Below are 15563 nucleotides of genomic sequence, written 5' to 3'. Positions count from 1 at the left end.
GGTCCCCACGGGCTGTCCCACGAAGGTTCACCCGGCTTTGCTCCCTTCCAGAGAGCAAAATCCATAGGATTATGTTTGCGGTCATCGACTTCAATACGGGCGCCAGCCATCATGTCGTCGAGGCTGCGGCCGCTCAATTCGCCGTAATCGGCAAACTTTTCGACGCTGTAATAGACGTCGTGGTCGATGACATAGGCATAGCCTTTGTCGATGAGGGTCTGGACCATGTGGATGATTTCATCCATGTGTTCCGAAACGCGGGGATATTTGTCGGCCCGACGGATGTGGAGCTTATCCATGACGTCGAAGTAGGATGCGATATACCGGTTGGAAATCGTATCCCATGTAACGCCTTCCCCATTGGCGGCGTTAATGATTTTATCATCGACATCGGTAAAGTTCTGGATGTGTGTGACTTCATAGCCCAGATGTTCCAGATAGCGTTTGATGACATCCCATGTAACGAACGGGCGGGCATTGCCCATATGAGAATGATTGTACGGCGTAATCCCGCAGACGTACATCTTGACCTGTCCCGGCGTTACTGGCACAAACGTTTCTTTACGACGTGTGAGTGTATTGTAAACTTTTAATTCTCTCATAATAAACCTCCTTCAGGTAAATAAAAAGACCACCGTCCCCTGACAGAGACGGTGGCCCGTGGTTCCACTCTGCTTTATGGCAAACACCATAATCTCGACTACAGGTAACGGCTGTCTCCGGACCGGAATACTGTCATTTCATCCGGCCTGCTCCCAAAGGCAACTCTGCAATTTCATCTGCTGGCCCGGCTCTCAGCAGCTGCCGGACTTCTCTGTAGCGTTCCCTTGCAGATCATTTTGATCATCGCATTTCTAAATTGATATTAATTATTAAATATACTGTATTGTATATTACATGATACTCAATATTTTCTATTCTGTCAAGAACATTTTATGTATCGGTCATATCCGGGCGGTCCCATGTATCGACGGGCGTCTCCTCTTCATCTTCCTTCTCGCCTGCCAGCATTTCATCCATCTGAAAAGCCAGCTGGCAGAAATAAGGATAGTACGGCGAAGTACGGCCTGCTTCCAGTCCCCGGTATGTTTCCCGGCAGGGATATTCTTCCAGGAGCCGTTCATACGGTGGCAGAGGAATGCCGAATACGGGGGAAAATTCCCGGTCCTCTACGTCATCGAGAATGCTGGTTCCGGCCACACGGAACGTATATATGTCGTTCAGATTTGTACAATGAATATACGTATACATCCCGTTTCCCTCGGAAAGTTCTATTTCTCCATCCAGCACCAGACGGCCGGCAATCATGCGGGCCGCCCGGTTGCGGCTGAGTACTTCCCACCGGGAAGAAGGCGTCTTGTCAGACGTATCCATCAACGTTCACCATCCCGGCATTCAGTCAGCTATGAGGCCGCTGGCATTGAGCCGGCTGATGACTTTGTCCCGTCCCATGAGGGCGACGATGACGTTCAGGTCCGGCCCGTGCATGACGCCTGTAACAGCTACGCGGATAGGCATATAGACGAATTTACCCTTTACTTTCAGGCCTTTCTGGATTTTTTTGAACAGGGGCTGTACCGTTTCCGCCGTCACTTCGTCGAGAGCTGCCAGTTCATCGCGGAACATTTTGAGAACAGCCGGAGCCGTTTCTTCTTTGAGGACAGCAGCTGTTTCTTCATTTTCCGGCTGGTAGTCTTCCGTAAAGAACACTTTGGCCGCATCGACAATCTGGGCGCCGTACTGGACGTGTTCGCGCATAGCAGAACACATTTGTTTCAGCCAGGCCCGTTCATCATGGGAAGGCTGATCCGATGAATAGCCTGCTTTCTGCAAATGAGGCAGGCAGATTTCCAGCAGCTGGTCTTCATCCAGTTCTTTCATGTAATGGAAATTAATCCAGTTCAATTTTTCAATATCGAAGACAGCGGGATTCTTCGCTACCCGGTCCAGACTAAACTGCTGGCAGAGTTCTTCCATGGAGAAAATTTCCTGATCGCTGTCAGGCGTCCATCCCAGCAGAGCCAGGAAATTGTCAATAGCCTGGGGCAGGTATCCCAGGTCGCGATACTGCTGGACGCTGGTTGCGCCGTGGCGTTTGCTCATTTTCTTCTTATCTTTGCCCAGGATAAGCGATACATGGGCAAAGGTCGGTACGGGAAAGCCCAGTGCTTTATAGAGGACGAGCTGGCGCGGTGTATTGGACAGATGTTCTTCCGCACGGATGACATGGGTAATATGCATGAGAGCATCATCCATGACGACACAATAATTATATACAGGAATTCCGTCTGATTTGACAATGACAAAATCGCCTACTTTATTGGAGTCAAAAGCGACATGTCCCCGTACGAGATCGTCGAATTCGAGAGTTTCATTCTTCGGGGTCTTGACGCGGATGACATAGGGCCGGCCTTCTTTCAGGTACTGCTGTACCTGTTCCGGCGACAGATGGGAACACTTTCCGGAATAAACCGGTGTTTCTCCCTTTGCCAGCTGTGCTTCTTTTTCGGCTTCCAGTTCTTCGGGTGTACAGAAGCAATAATACGCTTTGCCTTCTGCCAGTAATTTATCTGTATATTTCTTGTAGATATCCAGGCGTTCCATCTGACGGTACGGCCCGTCCGGGCCACCTACGTCAATACCTTCATCCCAGTTGATACCCAGCCAGCGCAGTGCTTCCTTGATATTTTCTTCCGATTCACGGGTAGAACGCTTCTGGTCCGTATCTTCAATGCGGACGACAAAGGTACCACCGGTATGTTTGGCTTCCAGGTAATTGAAAAGAGCCGAGCGGGCACCGCCAATATGGAACGGGCCAGTCGGGCTGGGTGCAAAACGTACGCGTACTGTATTAGACATAACAAACTCCTCCTACTATCTATTACTATTAATTTCTGTATTTAATAACCATGGCAGCGGCCTGGGCGGCCATGCCTTCCTGCCGGCCTACAAAACCCAGGTGTTCTGTCGTAGTCGCTTTGACACAGACGGCAGACGGATCAATCTGCAGGGCATCTGCCAGATTGGCTGTCATCTGAGCCACATATGGCTTGATTTTCGGCTGCTGGGCCAGGAGCGTCACATCGACGTTAATGACGCGGCAGCTGTTCTCTATCAGTATCTGCCGTACTTTACGCAGTAAAATAAGGCTGGAAATATTCTTAAATGCCGCATCCGTATCGGGAAAATACGTACCGATGTCTTTCAGCCCTGCCGCTCCCAGGAGCGCATCCATGACGGCATGGACGAGTACATCCGCATCAGAATGGCCATCCAGTCCTTTTTCATAGGGAATCTCCACGCCGCCCAGAATCAGTTTCCTTCCTGATACGAGCGGATGGACATCATAGCCGCTGCCGACACGGTGCTCTGACGGTCCGGTCATATAAAATTCAAGGACCGGCACATCGTCCATCGTAGTCACTTTATGATTCCGTTCATCCCCCTGGAGAATAACAACCTTTTCCCCCATTGCCTCTGCCAGTGAGGCATCGTCTGTCCCCGTCAGGTGATGCTCTTTGGCGTACCGGTGGGCTTCCAGCAGTGTCTGACGCCGGAAGATCTGAGGCGTTTGTACAGCAATCAGGCGGCTCCGGTCCAGTGTGCGGACACGCTGCAGCCCCCAGGCTCCAGCTTCTTCCCGTTCCTTGACCGTATCTTTGACAGGAATAGCATATACAGCTACATTTGCTTTTTCCATAACCGGCACGGCATTATCAAACCACTCCGGACCGGCCATGGGGCGTGACCCATCGTGGACCATAATGATGTCGGCTGACTCATCTGCTGCCACGAGGCCATTATAAACAGAATCTTCCCGTTCCGCTCCTCCCAGAGCAAAACGGACCGGTACAGACGGATGCAGGCCGGCAACCATATCTTCTATATCCCTTCGGTCCCGTTCCGCTACTACAATGACGACTTCACTGACACAGGCTGCAGCAAAAACGTGCTGCAGCGTATGAGTCAGTACAGGTTTTCCGCACAAAGGAAAAAACAGCTTATTGCGCTCATAGCCAAAACGCCGGCCTGAACCGGCCGCTACTATGATGACAGATACTTTCAAACCTTTCACCTACTCGTGTTCGACTTTTACAAATATCATACGCCCTGCCGAAGTCTGCAAAACAGAAGTAACTACGACGGGGACGGTAGAGCCAATATATTTCTGGCCATTTTCGACGACAATCATAGTACCATCGTCGAGGTACCCTACACCCTGATTATTTTCTTTACCGGCCTTGACAACCAGTACTTCCATATGCTCTCCCGGAATCCGGGCCGGCTTCAGTGCATTGGCCAGATCATTGATATTCAGGACAACGACACCCTGCAGCGCCGCTACCTTATTCAGATTATAGTCATTAGTCACGACTTTGGCGTTGATTTTCCGGCCCAGCCGGACCAGTTTGGAATCAACGCCCTGCACATCATCAAAATCATCATTGATGATACGGACTTCTACATAGTTGTCTTCCTGCATCTGCTTCAGTATATCCAACCCACGGCGCCCTTTGTTTCTCTTCAGGACATCAGAGGAATCGGCAATAAGCTGCAGTTCCTCCAGGACGAAAACAGGCACCAGAAGAGGCCCTTCGAGGAAACCGGTACTGCATATTTCCGCAATCCGCCCGTCGATGATAGAACTTGTATCCAGGAGTTTCCCTGAAAATTCTTCTTTTTTCCGTTCTTTTTCCCTATTTTTGGGCAAGCGGAAAATACCGGCCCAGCTGACGATTTCTGTCTTCTTGCGTACAGCTATACTCATGCCGGCATACCCGAAAATAATGCTGAATACAATTGGCCCATACGCTCCGATAATCGGCAATTTGGAAAACGCCAGTCCTATTAAATTAGCAATAATGAGTCCAAAAAGCAATCCCAGCGTTCCAATAAGCAGATCCTGCGTAGAAAAGTCACTCAGGCCCGTTTCCATGCGCTGAATAACCTTCCATATCAGCCGCAGCACGAGCGGTGACAAGATATATCCCAGAACGACACCCAGAAGGGCTCCCACGATATAGGTAATCATAGTCATCAGTGTCGTACCAAAAATACCAATCCGGGAAAAACGACCCTCGATTTCTGCACTGAAAAAAGGCGTCGTCACCAGCTGGTCTGCCAACATGACAAAGATGACGGCCATGATCAGCATAACCGCACCTTTCATGATATTATCAGCAATTTTACGGCCATTGAGTTTCTTGCGTTCCGGTTTTCTTTTTTCTTTATTTTCTGTCGTATGTACATCAGCCATAGTATGTCACCCCCTTCTCATATTAATCAACATTTTCATTCATTATACCTGTAAAAAGCATCTTTTTACAATTTCTTATCATACCATATTTTTTGATAAGACTCCACAAAAAAGAACACGTCAGGGAAAAAACACGAGCAGCTCTGCCTTTCTATACAGCAAAACTGCTCGTTTTTCTCTATTCAGCGATGGCACCCGCCATAGTAACCACCGTTACCGTGATGTCCATAGCCATTGCCGTGATGTCCGTACCCATTACCGTCCCCGTAGCAGGGGCCTGTCATTTCGACGGCACCATTTTCATTGACTACGTAGCCACGGTGCTGGATAACCGGTTCCATATGGCCATCTGCCATAACACGGCGTCCCTGATAATAGGTAACGGGGCTGTTGCAGTCATATACAGTAGATCTTCCTGCCGGACCAGCAGTACTGTTATGATAATATGCCAGAGCACTTCCGCCACATAAAAGGGCCACTGCCGTACATAATACGGCCAGCCTTTTCACTCGTTTCTGCATAATTGTCCAACCTCCCTTGTACTTTCTTTTTAAATTTTATATTCTACTACCAGTATACCATACCAGCCGGTGAAAAAAATAAATTTTATTTAAATTGTCAAAAAATCAGGAAGAAAAAGCAGCCGTTATGGCATCTCTGATAGACACCACAGGAATGATCCGGCAATCGGGAAAGTCATCCCGTTTCAGCTCTGACATATTCCCCCGGGGAACGATGAACCGGGTAAATCCCATTTTGGCGGCTTCCTTCAACCGGCGGTCAGCCTGAGGGACACGCCGTATATCTCCAGTCAGTCCCACTTCGCCCATGACTACCGTATGCTCATCCATAGGAATATCCTTAAAGCTGGAAACGACGGCCAGAATAACCGGAAGATCGGCAGCTGTCCCGGTGAGCCGCAACCCGCCTACGACATTGATATAGACATCCTGTGTTCCCAGATTCAGGCCGATTCGTTTTTCCAGGACGGCCAGCAAAATAATCAGACGGTTGTAATCCATTCCGGAAGCAGTCCGCCGTGGTACGGCAAATACGGAATGCGATGTCAGCGCCTGTATTTCTCCCAGCATAGGCCGCTGGCCGTCCATAACGGCCGCGATAACCGAACCGGCCTGATGAGCCGATCGTTCAGCCAGGAGCAGATGGGACGGATTGGCCAGTTCCGAAAGGCCCTCTTCGGTCATGGTAAACATGCCGGATTCATTCGTCGAGCCAAAACGGTTCTTTATCCCCCTGAGGATGCGGAACTGATACTGCCGGTCACCTTCAAAATACAACACGACATCCACCATATGTTCCATCATGCGCGGGCCGGCAATGGCCCCTTCTTTGGTCACATGGCCGATGACCACAACGGGTATGTTGGTCGTCTTGGCAAAAGTCATGAGCCGTGCCGTACCTTCCCGTATCTGCCCCATGCTCCCCGGTGTACCGTCTGCATCCTGGCAGTACATCGTCTGGATGGAATCGACGATGAGCAGCCGTGGTTTCCGCCGTTCAGCCTCATGCAATACAGCATCCAGTGATGTGTCCGCCTGTATGAACAGGTCCGGAGCCACAATTCCCAGTCTTTCGGCCCGCAGCTTAATCTGTCCCTGTGATTCTTCACCGGAACCGTACAGGACGGCACCTTGTTTTTTACAGACCGCTGCCGCCATCTGCAGCACCAGCGTCGATTTGCCGATACCCGGATCCCCACTGAGCAGAATCAGGGCGCCGGGCACCAATCCGCCTCCCAGCACGCGGTCCAGTTCGCCAATTCCCGTTTCCAGACGGGACATGTCTTCCATGGTAATGTCCGTCAGGGCAGCCGGACGGGTTTCCGTCCCCGTCCGCTGCATGCTGCCAGCTTTACGGGGAGCCTCCGGCTGCAATGTTTCTTCTGTCATTGTGTTCCATTCCCCGCACTGGGGGCAGCGTCCGAGCCAGCGGCTGGAAACGCTGCCGCAATTAGCGCATACATAGCGCGTCTTTACTTTAGCCATGAATCTGCTCCTCTTCTGAAAGAAGTCCCCGTCCCGGAACCGCTGGCTTCTCTCATCATTCTGTCGTAAATAGTAACTCTTTCTTATCCGGGCTGTCTACATGGAGATGGTTCCCCTTTTTCAGGCTGCCACCGAGCATCATTTCCGAAATAGGATCTTCCACCAGTTTCTGGATAGCCCGCTTCAGCGGACGGGCGCCATAAGCGAAATCGGTTCCTTCCCGGACCAATACATCGTCGGCATTTTCTGTCCAGTCCATAGCAATGCCTTTTTCGTCGAGCCGTTTCGTCAGATCTTTCAGCATAAGAGAGACGATGCGGCGCAAATCATCCCGCTGCAGCGGCTTAAATACGATGATTTCATCAATCCGGTTCAAAAATTCCGGACGGAAGAATCGCCGGACGTCATCCATGATTTCTTTTTTCGCCGTTTTGAAAGCCTGTTCCCGGTTTTCTTCCTGACTGCCCGTCGAAAATCCCATGACCGGGGCATCGGGTTTCAAATGAGAGGCTCCCAGATTACTGGTCATGATGATGACCGTATTGCGGAAATCAACCGTACGTCCCTTGGAATCAGTCAGGCGTCCGTCATCGAGGACCTGCAGGAGCAGATTGAAGAAATCAGACGAAGCCTTTTCTACTTCATCAAATAATACGACACTGTACGGTTTTTCCCGTACGGCATCGGTCAGCTGGCCGCCTTCTTCATACCCCACATAACCGGGAGGTGCCCCTACCAGGCGGGATACGCTGTATTTTTCCATGTATTCGCTCATGTCGATGCGAATCATTGATTCTTCACTGCCAAAGAGCTGCCGGGCCAGTGTCCGGGCCAGTTCGGTCTTGCCGACGCCACTGGGGCCGAGGAACAGGAACGAACCAATTGGGCGGTTTGCATCCTTCAGGCCCGCCCGTGCCCGGCGTATTGCCTTGGAAACAGCCGTCACGGCCTCATCCTGACTGATGACCCTCTTATGTAATTCTTCTTCCAGATGGAGCAGACGGTGTGATTCCGTTTCCGTCAACTGCCGTACGGGGATTCCCGTCCACTGAGACACGACATCGGCAATATCATCTTCTGTCACGACCAGCCGGGCATCATCGTGCTGTTTCCGTTCTTTTTGCATCGTTTCCAGCTGCCGTGATAACTCCTTTCCTTCATCACGCAGGGACGCACAGCGTTCAAAGTCCTCACTGGCCAGAGCCGCCTCTTTTTCCTTGCGGATATCGGCCAGTTTCTGTTCCAGGCTCTTGACTTCATCAGACGGAGAATATACTTTCATACGCACCCGTGATGCCGCTTCATCCATGACATCGATGGCCTTATCCGGCAGGTAGCGGTCACTGATATACCGCGCGGAAAGGGTAACGGCACTGCGCACGGCTTCATCGGTAATGCGCGCTTTATGGAATGCTTCATAACGGTCACGCAAACCGAACAGAATCTGTATTGCATCATCTTCCGTCGGTTCACCAACCAGTACTGGCTGGAACCGGCGGGCCAGAGCCGTATCCTTTTCTATATGTTTCTTATATTCATCCAGCGTCGTCGCGCCGATGCACTGCAGTTCGCCCCGTGCCAGGGCCGGTTTAAGGATATTAGCGGCATCCATGGAGCCTTCTACAGCCCCTGCACCGATGAGCTGATGCAGTTCATCGATAAAGAGGATCATATGGGAATCATTCTGTATGGCCTCGATCACCTTTTTAATTCGTTCTTCAAATTCCCCACGATATTTTGTACCAGCCACCAGACTCGTAAGATCCAGGGAAAATATATGTTTGTCGGCTAAAATATCCGGTACGACACCGCTTACAATGCGCTGGGCCAGACCTTCGGCAATGGCTGTTTTCCCTACTCCGGGAGCTCCGATGAGGACGGGGTTGTTTTTCGTCCTGCGGCTAAGGATCTGGATGACCCGGTCGATTTCCTTTTCCCTGCCGATGACGGGATCAATTTTACCTTTCCTTGCCAGTTCATTCAGATCACGGCCATAGGCATTGAGATCCATGCTGCCAGCAGCTCCGCCTTCTTCCGGCACGTCTTCGGCATCTGTACCTGTTACTTCTGCCAAACGGTGCAAAATTTGTTCCGGATCGACATCCATAGATTCCAGAATCTGGCTGGCACGGCCGCTCCCTTCCAGAATCAGTCCGGCCAGAATATGTTCTGTACCAACATAGTTTTGTCCCAGCCGGTTGGCTTCACTGACAGCCAGTTCCATTGTCCGCTTTGTGCGCGGGGTCAGCCCCGGTTCATCCTGGATCATGTCGCGGGATGCCGTCAATTTTTCGATGGCCCGCAGTATGTTTTCCGGCGTAAGCCCCAATTGAGCCAGCACCTGACCTGCCACCCCTTCTTTATTGAGAACGAGACCGAGCAAAATGTGTTCGGTTCCTACATAGTCATGACCCAAGCGCTGCGCTGTCTGCTGGGCATACTGCAGCACCCGTTTTGCATTATTTGTAAATCTGTTATACATATTCTTTCACATCCTTATACGCTGGTCCGGGCAGACTTTCCGTACTGCCATTCAGCCATCGTACACATTTTAAATGGCATAATCCTGCAGAAGCTGACGGATTACCTTAGCCCGCTGCAAGTCCTGCTCTTCATCATTCAGTTCCTTACCGGCCTGCCATTGCAGATATGCCGGCCCCGCTGCCGTCAGCAGGGCATGATACGCCTGTGGCCGTTCCTGAATGACACCAAAATCTATCCCCATGCGGAAATCGCTTAGAAAATCGATGGTTTCATAAAAATCGAGCATCCAGGCATGGGATAATACGCCATAGTTCCGGAAAAACCGGTCTTTCATGGCATTCTGATTATGCGTCCAGAGCAGGTTCCGGCAGTTCCGTTCTTCCTGGACAATCTGTGTGGCAAGCTTCTTCAATTGCCCTATAATATCTTCTTCTGATACGCCCAGCGTAATTTGATTCGTCACTTGGAACACATTGCCAATATATTCGTTCCGTTCCGTATACATGCCACACATGGTAAAGCCCAATTTAGTAATCCCCTGGACAATACGGTTAAGGCGCTTCATCAGCACCAGTCCGGGCAGATGGAGGATGACGCCGGCAATAAGGCCAGTCCCGGTAAGGGAGGGACTGGCAGTCAGATAACCGAAATCATCCCGGAAGGCAAAATTCAGTTTTGCCTCCAGCGCATCGTCTACCTGTGTCGCATCTTCCCATGCCTTATCGAGCTGGAGACCTGCCGCACCGGTCTGAATACAGAAATGATCGTCTTCATTGATCATAATGGAAACGGCACCGTCCTGCCGTAACAGCAATCCCCTGTTCTGCGGTTTCTGAATATGGCTTGCCGAAACCAGGTGGCGTTCTGCCAGCACTTCCCGTTCCCACGAAGTCAGATCGTAAAGATGGATACTTTCATAAGTCCCTCCTCCCAGCGTATTCAGACTTGGCATGTACCGTTCCCCTTCCGCCAGGACGGCAGCCAGTTCTGCATCAGTCGCCTTATCAGGAAATACGTATTTTTTTAAGTTCCGGGAAAGACGGATACGGCTGTCCAGCACGACATCCGTCAAATCTCCTGATCCATCCTGCCAGGGAATCAACGGCGTTTTCAATATATCCTGCAGCATCCGTTATTCCTCCTTCCCATTCTGCCGCGGTGGCAGCTGCCGTTCCAGCATGCGGATTTCATCGCGTACGCGGGCAGCTTCTTCATACCGTTCATCCTGAACGAGTTTTTTCAGACGCTGGCGCAGGCGTTTAATCTGATTGGCTGTACGGAACACACCGGTTCCCCGGTTCGGCACCTTGCCCACATGTTTAGTGTGACCGTGTATCCGCCGGACCAGAGGCGTGATTTCCTCCCGGAATGCTTCATAACAATCGGGACAGCCAAATTTACCAAGACGGTTAAATTCACTATACGTCATGCCACAACTATTGCAGCGCGGTTCTTCTTCGGCCTGGCCGGAATAATCGGGGTAAGCCATTTTACGGAAGAAATCATTATCGATAATATTGAAATTAGAATAATCAGGTAAACTTCCCTGTTTACGCGCACATTCTGCACACAGGTGCAGCTCCGTGCGGCGGCCGTTTTCAATCTTCGCGATATGGACGACGGCTTCTCTTTTTTTGCATTGATCGCAAAGCATGGCGTGCGCCTCCTTTCTTACACTAGTGCAGATTCAGGGACCGGAGAATCCGCCCTATAACTGCCATCCGCTGCGGTTCATCGACTTCATCAAACAACGCTTCAAACGTATGATGCAGCAAAATGGCCTCCCTGTTCGTCAGCGACTTGCTTTTAATCAGACGATATAATAGCACGTCGAGATCTTCCATCGTAATATTGACAGCAGGCAGCGTTTCTTTCAGCGGTGCCGGTGTCCGGTCCTGTTTTTTCGGAGTCAGGCGGATAATGCGCACGAAACCGCCTGAGCCCCGTCGTGATTCTACTAGATAGCCCTTGTCATTAGAAAAGCGTGTACTTAGGACATAACTAATCTGTGAAGGGGCACAATCCAGTTCATCCGCCAGTTCATTGCGGCGGAGAACGATATTCTCTTCATCCTCTTCGAGGAGCTTATGTAATATAAATTGTTCGATTTTATCAGCTAACACACTCATCGTATCACCTGCTTATGAAAATACAATATACATCAAATGGTTATTTTTCACCTTTTGACTTTATTACATTCTTATTATATTCGTCTTTTTGACTTTTTGCAAGAGGTGAATTAATGGCAAAAGACCCTGACATCATCCTTTCGACAAAAAACTAACAACATTTCCTGCGGACTGCGAACTGCGATTCCAGTTGTACGACTGCCTGTATTAGTGTATAGTGAAAAGATACAGGAAGCAGAAACTGTGAGGTGTTCGCTTTGAAACGCTTAGGACCGGGTTCAGTCCGCTATTATTTTTATCATGAAAAAAAATTACTGCTCATCGTCACGCTCAGTGGCATTTTGTATAATGTCGGCATGATTGCCGCTCCCTGGTTCGACGGGCAGCTGGCACAATGCCTCTATGATATTTTTGCCGGCAACAGGACGGCAGCAGATATGTACGTTCTCTGTCTGTCCTACGCCCTTGTCATTCTCGGCGTCCAGAGTTCGCGCTATGTCAAGCGCCTGTACGTCCGGAAATTTGCCAACAATATCAGTCTGTCCATGAAAGATATACTCTACCAGCACCTGGTCCAGACACCAAAGAGGGATATGGAACGGGCCGATACGGGAGCATTAATGACTAAGGTCATTTCTGATATCGATACGTGTGTCGAAGGAATGCGCAAATTCACGACAGAAATCTTTGATACGGGCATTGTCATGGTGACCTATGTGGTCATGATCGCCTGGTATGACTGGCGCCTGACCCTATGCGTCCTGGTCTTCCCGCCCATCGCTTACGCCCTGGCCAATAGTCTGCGCCGCACGGTCGCTATGACGGCAGCCAGGAGTAAAGAGAGCAGCGGCGCTTTGTCAGGAATGACACTGGACCGCATCAGCAATGCCATGACATACCGCGTCTACGGCGAAGAAGCCGTGCAGGACCAGCGCTATGAAGATTATCTGACTGATTATGAAAAGAAAATGATTCTGGCCAATCTCTGGGAAAACGCACTCCAGCCGATTTACAAAGTCATCGCTATGATTGGCACGATACTGGTCATCTGGTCCGGTGGCCACAATGTCCTGGGAACGGGCTGGGAAACGTGGGATATTGCCGCCTTCTCGACGTATCTGGCCTGCTTCATCAGACTGGCGACAAAATCGTCCCATGCGGCCAAACTGTTCAACGCTATCCAGAAGGCCCAGGTTTCCTGGCTGCGCATCCAGCCCCACCTGCGGGCCGCCAGTACACTTTCCCGGACAGTGCCGCCGGCGGCACCGGCTTATCTCACCGTCCGACATCTTTCCTTTACCTACCCCGGCAGTGACGTGCCCATTTTTCAGGAACTTTCCTTTTCAGCCCGTCCCGGAGACATTATCGGAATCACCGGTCCCGTGGCCTCTGGCAAATCGACACTGGGACTGGCTTTTCTCTGCGAAAATCCGCATGGCGGCCAGATTCTTTTTGGAACGCAGGAGCTGGGCAATGGCCATACACCTCCCAAGGGCATCGCCGGTTATTGCGGCCACGACGCAGAGCTCTTTGCCGGCACGATTGAAGAAAATATCCGTCTTGGCAAAGGCGGCGACATCATCCCCGTTCTGAACGCAGTCTGTATGGATCAGGATTGCGCGTCCTTTCCTGACGGAATCCGGACCCTCATCGGCGAGGGGGGACAGCGCCTGTCCGGTGGCCAGCAGGCCCGCATCGCCCTGGCCCGGACGCTATTTCATCCACGGCCGCTACTGATTCTCGACGACCCCTTCGCCGCCGTCGATATGGCGACAGAACGAGCTATTTACAGCCACCTGCGCCGAGACTGCAAAGACCGCATCATCCTTCTCATCTCGCATCGTCTGACTCTTTTCCCAATGCTCGACCAAATCATCTGGCTGAATGGTGACGGGAGCAGCATCGCCGCCACCCACGAAGAATTGTATGTATCGTGCCAGGCCTATCGGAAACTCTATGACCTGCAGCATGCCCAGGGAGGTGGTTCCCATGGGTAATGTCTTTTTACAGACCTTACGGAAGAACAGCCTGCTCCTGCTGATCCTCATCCTGGCTATCATCGCGTCCATCGCCGTGAGCATTACACCGCCGCTCATCCTTCAGTATATCATTGACAGCCTTGTCAACGGCGCTTTCAGCACCTACCCCCTGATGGCAGCCGGTGTACTCTATTTCACTCTCAATGCCGGAAGTGGTCTCGTCGATGCCTTCAAAGAAACGCTGATTACCATATTCGGCCAGAAAATCACACATGATCTGCGCTCGGCCATGTGCCGGCGTCTTGACGACCTTCCGGCATCATACTTTGTCAACCACGAAGCCGGTGCCGTCACATCACTTTTCGTCAATGACGTCGATACGCTGGAAAACCTCTTTGATTCCGGCGTGGTCAGTATGATTGCCGACGTATTCACGATTTTCAGTATCCTCGCCGTCGTATTCCATCTGAGCCCGGGGCTGGGCGCACTGATCTGCATCTGCCTTCCCCTGCTCTTTCTCCTGACCCGCTACTTCCAAAAACGCATGCTCCAGGCCCAGCGGGACAACCGCATCGCTGTCAGCCGGACAAATGAACTCATACCAGAAACGGTTCACAATATCCGCACGATCCATACCTGCCAGCAGGAACGCTATATGCGCCAGCGCTATGGCCGTACAATCCGCGATAGTTTCGAGGCCATGGAACGGAGCAATTTCTGCGATTCCATCTATTCGCCCATCATCATCACCAGTTGCACAGTCATCATCTGCCTGATGATGTCTCTGTCTGTCAGCAGTCCGTCCCTGCAGGAACTATTCGGCATGACCGTCGGCAGTGTTGTCGCTCTCATCGCCTATGTACGCCGTATCTTCTCGCCCTTGGAAAGCATCGGCATGGAAATCCAGAATATCCAGTCTGCCGTCGCCGGCATTGGCCGCCTGAAAGATTTCTTCGCCGAACCCGTCCAGGAAAAGAACGGCACGATGGAACCCGACCCGGCTGCAACACCGCTTGTCATCGGCGATGCCGCCTTTGGCTACGGCAAGGAAGCCGACATTTTCCATCACTTCACTCTTATCGTAGAAGCCGGGGAAATGGTTACTATCACCGGCCGCACGGGAGCCGGCAAAAGCACCCTCTTTAAGCTCATCCTCGGCCTCTACCGGCCCCGGCAGGGCCAGGTCCGCGTCTTCGGCTGCGATCCGTCCCGCATGGCTGCTCCCCTCCGCCGTCAGGTCTTCGGCTATGTCGAACAGCAGTTCCACGCTATCCATGGCACCGTTGCCGATCAAATCAGCCTGAAAGACCCGAGAGTTACACCGGAAGCAATAGAAAAGGCACTGCATCTCGTCGGCCTTTGGGATACATGCCACGCCCTGCCCCAGGGATTGGCTACGCCTTACAAGCCAGAGTTCTTTTCCCGTGGCCAGGGCCAGCTCCTGTCCATCGCCCGGGCCGTCGTCATGGACCCGCAAATTCTCTTGTTCGACGAAATCACAGCCAACCTCGATTCCCTCACAGAATCCCAAGTTCTTCAGGCTCTGCAGGCAGTTGCCCAGAACCGGACCGTCCTCTCTATTTCTCATCGTCTTTACGAATCCCAGGGAGGCCGGCGCATCGTCATCGGAGATCCGTAGGAATCGCAGGTCGCTAGCTGATGGCTGCCGGTCGCACCAAAAAAAGAACCCTCACCGTCATGCAGCAGA

General features: G+C 51.5%; 13 protein-coding genes. 2 read left to right on the top strand and 11 right to left on the bottom strand.

What is annotated here, in order from left to right; all coding sequences use genetic code 11:
* From B4H10_RS03525 to B4H10_RS03475, 11 genes are all read right to left on the bottom strand, one after another.
* On the bottom strand, positions 1-602 hold a 602-nt coding region (locus B4H10_RS03525), incomplete at its 3' end, for a class I tRNA ligase family protein (protein WP_292018184.1).
* A 331-nt stretch (positions 603-933) separates the two neighbouring features.
* The gene (locus tag B4H10_RS03520) at positions 934-1377 is read right to left on the bottom strand and encodes a hypothetical protein (RefSeq protein ID WP_292018183.1); all 444 of its coding nucleotides are present in this window, start codon (positions 1375-1377) and stop codon (positions 934-936) included.
* A gap of 18 nt (positions 1378-1395) precedes the next feature.
* Positions 1396-2859, bottom strand: a complete 1464-nt coding sequence (gene gltX / locus B4H10_RS03515; protein WP_292018182.1) for a glutamate--tRNA ligase — start codon at positions 2857-2859, stop codon at positions 1396-1398.
* Between the two features lie 28 nt (positions 2860-2887).
* Positions 2888-4075: a 2-C-methyl-D-erythritol 4-phosphate cytidylyltransferase gene (gene ispD / locus B4H10_RS03510; RefSeq protein WP_234995351.1), complete on the bottom strand. Its 1188-nt coding sequence runs from the start codon at positions 4073-4075 to the stop codon at positions 2888-2890.
* Entirely contained in the window at positions 4076-5257 is a 1182-nt protein-coding gene (locus B4H10_RS03505; RefSeq protein WP_059075375.1) for a PIN/TRAM domain-containing protein, read from the bottom strand.
* A 182-nt stretch (positions 5258-5439) separates the two neighbouring features.
* Positions 5440-5778, bottom strand: coding sequence for a hypothetical protein (locus B4H10_RS03500; RefSeq protein ID WP_059075376.1), 339 nt, complete (start codon positions 5776-5778; stop codon positions 5440-5442).
* A 105-nt stretch (positions 5779-5883) separates the two neighbouring features.
* A complete protein-coding gene (gene radA / locus B4H10_RS03495) occupies positions 5884-7263 on the bottom strand; it encodes a DNA repair protein RadA (RefSeq protein ID WP_292018181.1) in 1380 nt (459 codons plus the stop codon).
* A 55-nt stretch (positions 7264-7318) separates the two neighbouring features.
* Positions 7319-9745, bottom strand: a complete 2427-nt coding sequence (locus tag B4H10_RS03490) for an ATP-dependent Clp protease ATP-binding subunit (protein WP_059075378.1) — start codon at positions 9743-9745, stop codon at positions 7319-7321.
* A gap of 69 nt (positions 9746-9814) precedes the next feature.
* Positions 9815-10876: a protein arginine kinase gene (locus B4H10_RS03485; RefSeq protein WP_150824147.1), complete on the bottom strand. Its 1062-nt coding sequence runs from the start codon at positions 10874-10876 to the stop codon at positions 9815-9817.
* Positions 10877-10879: 3 nt separating this feature from the next.
* Positions 10880-11401, bottom strand: coding sequence for a UvrB/UvrC motif-containing protein (locus tag B4H10_RS03480; protein WP_059075380.1), 522 nt, complete (start codon positions 11399-11401; stop codon positions 10880-10882).
* A gap of 22 nt (positions 11402-11423) precedes the next feature.
* Positions 11424-11876 carry a CtsR family transcriptional regulator gene (locus B4H10_RS03475; protein WP_075581305.1) on the bottom strand — a complete coding sequence of 151 codons (453 nt, stop codon included), beginning with the start codon at positions 11874-11876 and terminating at the stop codon, positions 11424-11426.
* Positions 11877-12133: 257 nt separating this feature from the next.
* Here B4H10_RS03475 and B4H10_RS03470 point away from each other — a divergent pair, with 257 nt between their 5' ends.
* Both B4H10_RS03470 and B4H10_RS03465 read left to right on the top strand, forming a co-directional pair.
* Positions 12134-13873: an ABC transporter ATP-binding protein gene (locus B4H10_RS03470; RefSeq protein WP_292018180.1), complete on the top strand. Its 1740-nt coding sequence runs from the start codon at positions 12134-12136 to the stop codon at positions 13871-13873.
* A complete protein-coding gene (locus B4H10_RS03465) occupies positions 13866-15494 on the top strand; it encodes an ABC transporter ATP-binding protein (RefSeq protein WP_292018179.1) in 1629 nt (542 codons plus the stop codon). Before B4H10_RS03470 ends, B4H10_RS03465 begins: the two co-directional genes overlap by 8 nt.
* The last annotated feature ends 69 nt before the right edge of the window (positions 15495-15563 follow it).

The organism is Megasphaera sp. UBA4382 (assembly GCF_002391155.1).
Classification (GTDB): domain Bacteria; phylum Bacillota; class Negativicutes; order Veillonellales; family Megasphaeraceae; genus Megasphaera; species Megasphaera hexanoica.
This window is presented reverse-complemented; position numbering and strand designations above follow the sequence as displayed.